The organism is Nocardiopsis sp. NPDC055879 (genome assembly GCF_053615935.1).
In genome coordinates, this window is record NZ_JBSHCT010000050.1 from 1 (window position 1) to 9,486 (window position 9,486).

12 protein-coding genes are annotated in these 9,486 nt (G+C 66.0%); 8 read left to right on the top strand and 4 right to left on the bottom strand.

Features of this window, described 5'->3' with window-relative positions:
* Positions 1-610 precede the first annotated feature (610 nt).
* A complete protein-coding gene (locus ACWGKS_RS29190) occupies positions 611-1,012 on the top strand; it encodes a hypothetical protein (RefSeq protein ID WP_452524889.1) in 402 nt (133 codons plus the stop codon).
* Here ACWGKS_RS29190 and ACWGKS_RS29195 read toward each other — a convergent pair.
* From ACWGKS_RS29195 to ACWGKS_RS29205, 3 genes are all read right to left on the bottom strand, one after another.
* Positions 952-1,437 (bottom strand): hypothetical protein, encoded by a 486-nt coding sequence (locus ACWGKS_RS29195; protein ID WP_452524891.1) that lies wholly within the window; start codon positions 1,435-1,437, stop codon positions 952-954. The genes ACWGKS_RS29190 and ACWGKS_RS29195 overlap by 61 nt on opposite strands.
* Positions 1,434-2,006 carry an ATP-binding protein gene (locus ACWGKS_RS29200; protein ID WP_452524893.1) on the bottom strand — a complete coding sequence of 191 codons (573 nt, stop codon included), beginning with the start codon at positions 2,004-2,006 and terminating at the stop codon, positions 1,434-1,436. The genes ACWGKS_RS29195 and ACWGKS_RS29200 overlap by 4 nt, the downstream gene beginning before the upstream one ends.
* 122 nt (positions 2,007-2,128) lie before the next feature.
* Positions 2,129-2,923 (bottom strand): Scr1 family TA system antitoxin-like transcriptional regulator, encoded by a 795-nt coding sequence (locus tag ACWGKS_RS29205; protein ID WP_452524895.1) that lies wholly within the window; start codon positions 2,921-2,923, stop codon positions 2,129-2,131.
* 216 nt (positions 2,924-3,139) lie between these two features.
* Between ACWGKS_RS29205 and ACWGKS_RS29210 the strand changes: the two genes are divergently transcribed.
* From ACWGKS_RS29210 to ACWGKS_RS29235, 6 genes are all read left to right on the top strand, one after another.
* Positions 3,140-4,042, top strand: a complete 903-nt coding sequence (locus tag ACWGKS_RS29210) for a helix-turn-helix domain-containing protein (RefSeq protein WP_452524897.1) — start codon at positions 3,140-3,142, stop codon at positions 4,040-4,042.
* Positions 4,039-4,248 carry a DUF397 domain-containing protein gene (locus tag ACWGKS_RS29215; RefSeq protein WP_452524899.1) on the top strand — a complete coding sequence of 70 codons (210 nt, stop codon included), beginning with the start codon at positions 4,039-4,041 and terminating at the stop codon, positions 4,246-4,248. Before ACWGKS_RS29210 ends, ACWGKS_RS29215 begins: the two co-directional genes overlap by 4 nt.
* 11 nt (positions 4,249-4,259) lie before the next feature.
* Positions 4,260-4,481, top strand: coding sequence for a DUF397 domain-containing protein (locus ACWGKS_RS29220; protein ID WP_452524901.1), 222 nt, complete (start codon positions 4,260-4,262; stop codon positions 4,479-4,481).
* Between the two features lie 216 nt (positions 4,482-4,697).
* Positions 4,698-5,261 (top strand): hypothetical protein, encoded by a 564-nt coding sequence (locus tag ACWGKS_RS29225; protein ID WP_452524903.1) that lies wholly within the window; start codon positions 4,698-4,700, stop codon positions 5,259-5,261.
* Between the two features lie 18 nt (positions 5,262-5,279).
* A complete protein-coding gene (locus ACWGKS_RS29230) occupies positions 5,280-5,963 on the top strand; it encodes a hypothetical protein (RefSeq protein WP_452524905.1) in 684 nt (227 codons plus the stop codon).
* A 65-nt stretch (positions 5,964-6,028) separates the two neighbouring features.
* Entirely contained in the window at positions 6,029-6,544 is a 516-nt protein-coding gene (locus ACWGKS_RS29235; RefSeq protein ID WP_452524911.1) for a 7-cyano-7-deazaguanine synthase, read from the top strand.
* A 22-nt stretch (positions 6,545-6,566) separates the two neighbouring features.
* Here the strand turns inward: ACWGKS_RS29235 and ACWGKS_RS29240 are convergent, their stop codons facing one another.
* The gene (locus ACWGKS_RS29240; protein ID WP_452524907.1) at positions 6,567-8,135 is read right to left on the bottom strand and encodes an exonuclease domain-containing protein; all 1,569 of its coding nucleotides are present in this window, start codon (positions 8,133-8,135) and stop codon (positions 6,567-6,569) included.
* A gap of 453 nt (positions 8,136-8,588) precedes the next feature.
* On the opposite strand from ACWGKS_RS29240, the gene ACWGKS_RS29245 reads away from it, so the two are divergent.
* Positions 8,589-9,401 carry a hypothetical protein gene (locus ACWGKS_RS29245; RefSeq protein WP_452524909.1) on the top strand — a complete coding sequence of 271 codons (813 nt, stop codon included), beginning with the start codon at positions 8,589-8,591 and terminating at the stop codon, positions 9,399-9,401.
* Positions 9,402-9,486: the final 85 nt, after the last annotated feature.

The following is a 9,486-nucleotide window of genomic DNA, read 5'->3' on the forward strand; positions in this document are numbered from 1 at the left end:
GCGGCTGGAGCCGGCACTCTCCGCCCAAGTGTGGGGGCGCGAGATCGAAGCGAGCCCCGAAGAGCCCGGGCTGGTGCCGCGCGCCATGCTCGTGCACGATCCCGAATGTTCACCCGAGGGATTCGAGGAGGCCTGCGCGACCCTCTCCGATTTGCGAGACCCGGGGTACTGCCGTGCCTGGGGGATCTCCTCCTGGAACCCTGAGAGGCCGATCGAACATCAGTGGTCGGTACCTCTGCCGGACGTGGTCATGGTCCGCGCCGGTCTGAGTGTTCCAGCAGCCGTATTGGGTGCCACCGAACGACTCATGGCACGGACCAGGGCCCCAGGCGGTTTGGGGGATGGCCCCTTTCGGGGGCGATACCGGCGACCCCCTCTGGTCCCGGATCGATGCCTCACTCTTCCTCGAACCCGGGCGGAACGGCAGTCCGATCCAGGCGGTGGTGGCGGCCTGGGCCATCCCGTCCGTGGAAAGGCCGGCCGTGGGCACCTCATCGTCCACGCACTTGGAAGAGGGCGTGCAAGCCGAGGCCCTGACCGTCTCGACCGACACGGTCGCCCGGTACCTCTCACCTCCGCGTCGCAGAGCTGAAAGAGTCGACACCTGATCATGCCTTCCCAGGACAGCACTTCGTTGATCGTCTTGGACGACCTGTCGAGCGTGGACATCCACGACGTCATCGACCAAGCCGAACGGCGACTGAGGCGTGGGCTGGGGCGCGAGGGCGCCCACTACAGCCGGTTCAACGGTACGGCGGGGTTTCGCACCGATGCCCACGCGTGGGTGCGGTTGTCGTGGAGGCGCGATACACGCATCGATGTCGACTCTTGGACCGGGGCCGAGGAGGCGGCGGCGATTCTCTCGGGGGTTCCCCGACCCGTCTGGATGGCCGCCGCGACCTGGTCCGACCCCGAACGCGGCCTGGTGGTGGGTGTCGTGGGGCGGGTGGATCAGGACAGAAGTGGGACCAGGTGGTGGGCCAGGGCGCCGGCGGCGGTGGCCAGGGCGTAGCCGAGCAGGTGCCGGCCGGTGTGGGCGCGGCGACGGCGTCGGGGTTTGCGGTGGCTGCGCGGGCGCCTGGGCAGGGGCGGGCGCTCCGGTCGGGGACGCGGTGGCGGCGGGCCATCGTCGGGGGCCGGCCGGGGCCGCGGGATCGGTGGGACTCCACCGGGCCGCTTGGGCAGAGGCCGCCGGTCACCGGGTTCGGCCAGGCGGGTGCCGGGTTCGTCGGTGCGGGTGGAGCGCGGGGGTGAGCAGAGCGGGAGGACCGCGTTGGGGTGGGCCTTCATCTGGGCCAGGAGGTGTTGTTCCCGGGCGTGGCTGCGGGCATGCGGGGTGGCCAAGGGCCGGGGCGAGGCCCCGGGGCGGGAGAAGCGCTGTCCCCGAGGCGCGTCCAGCACCGCGCGCAGTTCACCCGTGACAGGTCCGGCGCTCACGCCAGGGCTCCGAAGGGGGCGCGGGGGCCGGTGAAGGCGAACTCGGCCCACAGGAAGGTGCCCATCCCCTCACAGAAGGGGAAGTCGACGACCGTCCGGCTGCCCCAACGCTGGGAGAGGTGTTCGACCATGAGCAGGCCCCGACCGCGCTCGGCCTCCTCCCAGTCGGTGAGAGTGCGGTCGGTGGGGATGGCCGGTTCGGTGGGCGGGCCGGTCGGGGCGGGGGTGGTGCGGTGGCCGTCGTCGATGACGCCCAGGCGCAAGGTGGTGGCGGTGGGCATGGTCAGGGTGCGGATGACGTTGCCGTCGGGCTCGCCCGAGCGGCTGTGATCGATGGCGTTGGCGAAGATTTCGCTGGCGCACAGGACGATGTCGGCGGCCGTATCGGAGTGCAGGCCGACCAGGCGCGCGAGGTCCCGGTGCAGGTCACGGCGCATGGTGGCCAGGTGGGCCAGGTCGCCCGGGTAGAGCAGGCAGGGCCAGCGCCGCCCCGCGAACCCCAGGGTGGGCACGGGGTTCGGGGCGGGGTGCACGTGCACAGGCGGGAACGGCTGAGGCACAATGGACATGTCGGTCAGGCTCCTCTGGTTCTTTGAACGGGATTGTTGGGACTTCGATCGGCCTGCTCTGGGGGTGTTGGCGCACCCGCCAGAGCTTTTTCATGCCGGGATGTGGGTCGTTCGGTACTCGGTCAGTGGTCGGTGAGGGCTTGGCGGGGGCGGGTGGTCAGCCGCGCGGCGAGTTCGGCGATGCGGTGCAAGGAGTCCTCGGCCGGTAGGGCGACCCCCTGGAGGGTGGCGAAGAGGTCGGTGTGGGCCTTGACGGTGGCCGATTCGTGGTGGAAGTGGCCGGTGCCGCAGGGGTGCGGGGTGTACACGAGGGAGCGGGCCGGGGAGTAGCACAGGGTCCAGAAGGCACCGCGCAGGCCAGGGTGGGGGCCGGTCGTTGCGGGGATGAGATGCACGGTGATCCGGTCGTGCTGGGCCAGGTGGTGCAGGTGCAGGAGCTGGGCCCGCAGGACTTCGGCCGGTGCAAGGTGCCGGGCCAGGGCGGTTTCATCGACCACCAGACAGTGGGACGTGGTGGAGGTGGTGGGGTGCAGCCGGCCGGCCGCCTCGACATGGACGTCGGTGGAGAGCGGAAGGTTCATCGGTGCTTCGAGCCGGTGCAGCGCGGCGGCGTAGGGGCCGATGAGGTAGGGATCCGGGAGCACGAGGGGCGCATAGGCCCGGATCTGGAAGGCCTCCCTGAGAGCGTCGGTGATGGTGGGCGGACGGTCGGAGTGGAAGAGGGCGGCCAGGTGCGCCGAGGCCCAGGAGTTCCAGAGCTCACCGCCAGCGTTGAGAGCTCGGTCGAGGTCACGGGCGATGCGGAGCCCGGGATCGCAGCCCCCTGATTCGAGCTTCTGAAGGACGTCGGGCGTGGTCAGCGCCAGGTCAGCGAGGAAGAGACGGGAGAGCCCACGTTCTTTGCGTGTGGACCACACCCCTCCCCCATAACTCTCCCAAGCAGTCCCTTCAGCAATCACTGCACACCCTCCTCTACCTGTGTTCTGAGCACCCGGACCAGACAGAGCGAAGCTCCGCGTTACCGCCCGGGACTGTCTGTCATCACCTAAGCTAAGCACCGACCCTCAAACTTACAAGGCCTGCATTTAAAGTGGTCCGCATTATTAACACATGTCCTTTTTCTGATCGGTGAGATGATGGCAACCACCCCCGCCAACCGGCGCGACGTCGATGGAACGAAGGAGGCCGTTGTGGCCCAGGGCTCCCCCGTCCGCAGGCACTACCTGGTGAGTCAGCTCAAGCGGCTCAGAGCGCAGGCCAAGCTGTCGCAAGAGCAGGTCGCGAACGAGTTGGGGTGGGATACCAGCAAGCTCTACAGAATCGAGAACGGGCGCTTCGTCCGGCTGACCACGGAAGCAGTGGCCGCGCTGTGCCGCCTGTACGGGGCGAGCGATGCGCTTCGGGAAGAGCTGGTGGAGATCGCCAAGGCGGCCCGGAAGCAGAAACCCTGGTGGTTCCAGCACGAGGACGTAGCGGGCAACGCCTTCTACAGCCTGGAGAACGAGGCGACCAGGATCCAGCAGTACGCCATGGGAGTGGTCCCCGGTCTGCTCCAGCACCCGGACTACATCGAAGCCCTGATGCTTCGGGGATTCGTGACTGATCCAGAGGAACGTCAGAAGCGCGCTGCCGCTCGTATCGAACGCTGCAACAGCGTCTTGGACCGCGAAAACCCACCACGGGTCTGGACGATCCTCGACGAGTCGGCACTCCGCTGTCTCGTTGGTGGCCCGCAGGTGATGCGCACTCAATTCGAGCATCTATTGGAGCTCAATAAGCGCCCGAACATCGATATTCAGGTGCTGCTACTGTCGAAAGGCATGGCACAGCCCTGCGGTTACACCCTGTTGCACCTCGGAGAAACCGATCGGGTCGGTTACCTGGACGTTCTCCCAAGCGGGCACTTCTTCGAGGGCATGCCTGAACTCACCAACCATGAGCGCAGGTTCGAGTACATGCAGGCTGCCGCCCTTCCCTTGGACGACACGCAAGACTTCATCCGCCAACTAGCGGACGATCCGGAGAGGTCCCGATGACTGAGCATGAAGCCAACGAGGAGACGTTCACACCTGCCTTGCCTTGGCACACCGCCAGCTACAGCGCGGAGCAAGGCGAGTGCGTAGAGGTCGCTGAAGGCTCTACCACCGGCGTCCGGGATACTCAGAATCGAGATCACGGTGCACTGTTCTTCTCGGCGAACGAGTGGCAGGTTTTTCTGGACAGCACCCGCATCAACTCTTGAGCGGAGACCTGATGTCCGAGTGGTACAAGTCCAGTTACAGCGGCGGAGACAACGACTGCGTCGAGATCACTCATAACCTCTGGCACAAGTCCAGCTATAGCGGTGGCGATAACAACTGCGTCGAAGTGACTGAATTGGGAAGCCTGACCGGCATGAGAGACACCCAGAACCGTGAGCTCGGGGCCCTTTTCTTCAGCGCCGACGAGTGGCAAGCTTTCCTCCGCCCCGCCTAAAAACCCACTGAAACCTTCTGGACCAGGGCCCTCACTCCCCACCCGAAGTGAGGGCCCTCTTCGTCTTCAGATGCTCTGAGCTGAGCTTCCCCTGCAAGGACCACCGCTAACAGGTCCATCGTCCTTGGCCGATAGTTGCCAATCTCCTCCGGCATATTGCTCTGAGTAACCCTTCCGGCGATTCTTGAATCAGGTCGAACTGGTCGGAGGATGGGCTTGCCCGATGATGATCGGCACACACGTGATCGTGTCCGCATACTCGACCCCGTCGGCGATACGTTGTGGAAACGAGCGCGCGAAGGTCGTGAGTCGGACACCTCACCGGAGCAACTGGCTCTTCCCAAAGAGGACGTCCTTCCCCGAGCACAAAAGGCCTTCGATCAGGTCCTGGAGAAGCTGGGCAAGCCCGACCTCAAAGAGGCCGCCGACCAGGCGACGATACTAGCTCAAACCTTGAAGGACGAGGGTCCGGAAAGCCTCGACCTGTGCGCCGGTCATCGCTCTTCGGGCATGCAAGCCCTCCTCGGCCAGGCCGTGAGCATCGTCCTCGCCAGCGAGGACCCTGATGTACTCATCAGCGCCGGTGAAGACGAGCTCGCCGCGCTCATCGGAGAGCAGTTCGCCCGCGGGGTCATTCGACGTTACGCCTTGGACCGCGCCGTCCCCTTCCTTGAGGACGACGCACCCGACGTGATGGACGCCTTGGACTTCCTCGAACTCGCCGACCTCACCTTCACCACGTCGATCCTGCGCGAGTTGATCAAGGATCTCCTCTCCTGATCCCCTCTGGAGCCCCCTGTGTCCGGCGTCCCGACCACCAAGGTCACCTACTTTTCCGACCTCGAACCAAGTCCCCGCTACTTCGACCAGAGCATCGCCATCCACAAGACCATCCCCGATCTCATCATCGACCACCTGGACGAGCATCACCTGGCCGCCGACTTGTGGGAGATCGCGTCAGCCACCTTCGCGGTCGATCGCAACCTCAAACGCCCCGCGCTCAACAAGTGGCACAAGGGCCAGGAATGGCACCGCTCGATCGAGACCACCATCCCCGTTCAGAACCCCGCGTGGTGGTCCCAGCATTCATCCGATGTGGAGAACCTGCTCAACTGGCTGACCTCGGACACCTGGCGGCTGGAATTCGCCCAGGGCAAAGCCATCGCGAGCACGATGTCCTTGTTGAGCAACCAGGACATCGGCTTCGAAGGCCGAACGGCGCTCTTCTCCGGTGGGCTCGACTCGGTATGCGGTGTCATCGAGGATCTCGAATCATCGAGCGATCCACTGCACGCGGTGTCGGTCAGTACCAACAACCGTAGTCCTGGTTCCCCTTCAAACTCCAGGTACGGATGGACAACACGGAGGACACCGCGCGAAGCCGTGGCTTCGTCTTCCTCACCGCCGGGGTCCTCTCCGCGATCGCTCGCGGCACGAACACACTGCGGCTGTACGAGAACGGCCCTGGGGCCCTCAACCTGACCCTCACTCAAGGACAGGTGGGTGCGCAGAACGCGCGAGCCGTACACCCGAAGACCCTGCGATACATGGAACGTCTGGCCCGCGCGATCACCGGTGCCCCGGGCTTTCGGATCGAGAATCGTGCCTTCACACTCACCAAGGCCCAGATGGTCCAGCGGGTCCCGGACAGGTACGACAAGGCCTTGGCCGCCTCGGTCTCCTGTGACACCGGTTTCTCACACCACCAGAGCGGTGACGCCGCAGCACACTGCGGTGGCTGTACTTCCTGCGTCCTTCGTCGTCAGGCGCTGGCGGCTGCGGGCAGGAACGTCTCCACCCCCACGCGCAAGGCCCCACTGCGCAAGCGCGACCACCAACGGCTCATGACGTGGCAGGTCGCCCGACTGAACCACGTCCTTCGCGAAGGACTCTCCTGGGAACGGATGGTCAAGGAGTTCCCCGACCTGGTGTGCGACCCCGAATCCTTCCTCCCCGAGCGCAGAGAAGTCCTGCTCGAACTCTTCCAGCAGTACGCCAAGGAGTGGGACCTGGGCGCGGTCACCGCCGAGCTCGCGCGGATCTTCGAGGAGAACACCCCCTGACGAGCCCGGCGACGGACCACCCTCAGAACGGCCAGAACTGGGTCGCCGCCGTGGTCACCGCGGCTCCGGTCGACAGGAACAACAGCGCCGCACCCGCACAGCCCCCGCTCTTCTTCTGTGCCTCTACCGGCAGGGACGCGGTGATCGTGTAGGGCCCTCGGTCCGCACGGTGCTCATAGCGCTCATAAGGGGCCACGAACTGCTCGTGGTACTGCCGGTCGGACAGTTCACGGGAACGCCAGAACGCCTGCCAGGACTCGCTTTCCCTCTCCTCCTGCTGTTCGGCCCGGAGCTGGGCGGCCACCATCACCCCGCTCCCATCGTCGAACAGGCCGTTCTCGGCCCTGTCGATGCCCGCCTTCAGCAGGTCCCAGGCCTCGGCGGGGGTCACCACCCGAATGCGGGTCTCATGAGCCTTGCGAACCTTGGCGTCATCCGTCCCCGGTTCGGCGATGACCAGACGAACGGTCTTGGTGACGTTCACCCCGACGGTCGCTCCGTGGGACACCGCGAAGTCCACGACCGCGTTCACGGACCCGTCCTCGCCCACGGGCACGATCCGCCAACCCTTGAGCGGACCGTTCTTCCTGGCCTTCTCCTGATCGGAGACATAGAGCAGGTCCTGGATGACGTGCCCGGCCCCCAGGTTCTTGGCGGCCCTCTCCAGCTCCCTGAGCTCGGTGGAGGTCACCTGCCCATCGGCCTCGGCGCGAGCGCGCGCTTCCAGTAGCACCTGTTCGTGCACCTGACGCACCGTGGACTGGGTGAACCCCGCCCGGGTGGCGAGTAGGGCGAGCTGCTGCGCCTCGTCTCCGACGATCTTGCCGTCCGCGAGCGCGTGACCGAGCATGGAACGGTAGGCGACCACCCCTTGAGGGTAGGGGTGGGGCGAGGGCCGCATGTCGGGCAATCCGGCGGCCAGGTTGGCCAGCCACCCTTCCTGGCCCTTGCGCAGGCCGCCGGCGCGCGGAGCGATTCTGCCGCTGCGGGCGACCTTCGGCGCGGCCACCGGCCCGGGGCCGGCCCAGGCGAGCGGCTGGGGGCTCTCGTTCACCAGGATGGACAGCATTCGGGCGAGGTGGCGGGCGTCGGCCAGCGCATGGTGCTGCCCCTGCATCCACTCCCCGATCATCAGTTGATAGAGCTGACTTTGTCGGTAGACGTAGCGATCCAGGTGAACGCGGAAGGCCTGGAGCGTGCACAACCCCGGCAGCCCGAAGGGGTGCATGCCCAGGGCCTTGAACTCGGCTTCGAGGAACTTCTCCTCGAAGGGCAGATTGTGCGCGACGACCACGGCGTCGGACAGGTAGGCGACCAGGTCACCGGCGATGTCGGCGAAGGTGGGCGCGTTGGCCGCCTGGGCAGCGGTGATGTGGTGGAAGTGGTCGTTGTGGATGGGCCGCCCCGGGTTGACGAGGGTGGAGTATTCGTCGACGACCGTTCCGTCACCGCGCATACGCACCACGGCAACCTCACAGATCCGGTGCCCCTCCCCCACCTCCAGTCCGGTGGTCTCCACGTCCAGGACGGCGAACAACATCCGTCGCGGATCGACTCCCTGTCCTCGGGTCAGACGTCCCGGGGTGAACATGGCGGCTCCGTTCGGCATGGGGCTGGGGGATGGGGGGTCGTGGTCGAGCGCAAGTGGCACCTCGTCGAGGTCACCGTTCCCCTGTTCGGCACGGGGCCGGCGTCGACGGTGACGACAAACCGGGAAGCGCCTCCGGGGCTGGGACCAAAGGCCTCTGTATCGAGAGTGCCGCTCGCGGGGTAAACCAGACGACCGGGAGCACCGTCCCTTCTTGTGAGGGCGGTCGCTCTTGAGGCAGTACTCTACAGCAGAATCTCGCGTTAACCCGGTTAACAGATCCTTTCGATCATCGACAAGCCAGCGCGACCTGACATCCGAAGCACACCACTCCACACCCTTCACATCTTGCCCGTGAACCTTGTTCACACTAATGTGCTGACTGGGGAAAACCTCTCCCACCAGGGCTCGTCCGCACGCAGACCGGCGGCCCTGAGAAGCAGCACGGGAGTGACCATGTCGGATCGCAAGACCCTCCGCCCCGGCGCCGAACTTCCCAAGCCGGCTCCGCCACCCAGCCCTGAGGAACTCAAGGCACGTGAGGACTTCAAGTCCACTTCCGGTTGTGCCGCAGGAATCGTGATCGTCCCCGTCCTGATCACCGTTTCGATCGCGCCCGAGGCCGGACCTTTCCTGATCCTGGCGATCCTCATCGGACTCATAGCGGCCTTCACCTGGTATCTCTCCCCTCAGGGAAAGCTGGAACGTCACCAGAAGCAGGCGAAACTCCTGGCGGATGCGGCCGGCCGGGACTACGTCACGGTGGACATGCTCACCGCCCCGGATCAACCGCTGCTACGCCGGGTTCAGAGCTCCGTGGACGCCGTCCTGGAGTCATCACTGCACCGTGAGGGCAGGCTTGTGGACACCGCCCGCAACACCGTCGTACTGCGCGACCTCGAATGGCAGATCGCCGCCGACCTGTACAAGGCGTCTCGGGCGGAGAAGGAACTGATCGAGGTCGGAGCACCCGGCGGTGACCAGACACAGGCCAATCAGGCCTACCAACGGGCGCTCGGGGCGATCCGTCTCCTGCGAGACGAAGCGGAGGGGCGGGTCAAGGTGATCCAGGGATACGCCGCCCGGGTCCACAAGGCCCAGCGACTCTTGGCGGACATGGAACGTGTCGGTGACTACGACCGGATCGCGGACGGTCTCCTGGCCGAGAGCGCCGGCGGCAGGCAGCAGGACGAGGCCCTGGACTCGTTGGAGGACGCGAAGAGGGACGCCGAACACATCGCCCGCCTCCACCAGGACCTCGGTCTGTGAGCCGGCCCCCGCCCAAGCACGCTCCCTCCGGTGTACGGACGGAGTCGTTTACAGGGAGTAGTCCGTCATCGGCGCTTCTTCCGAG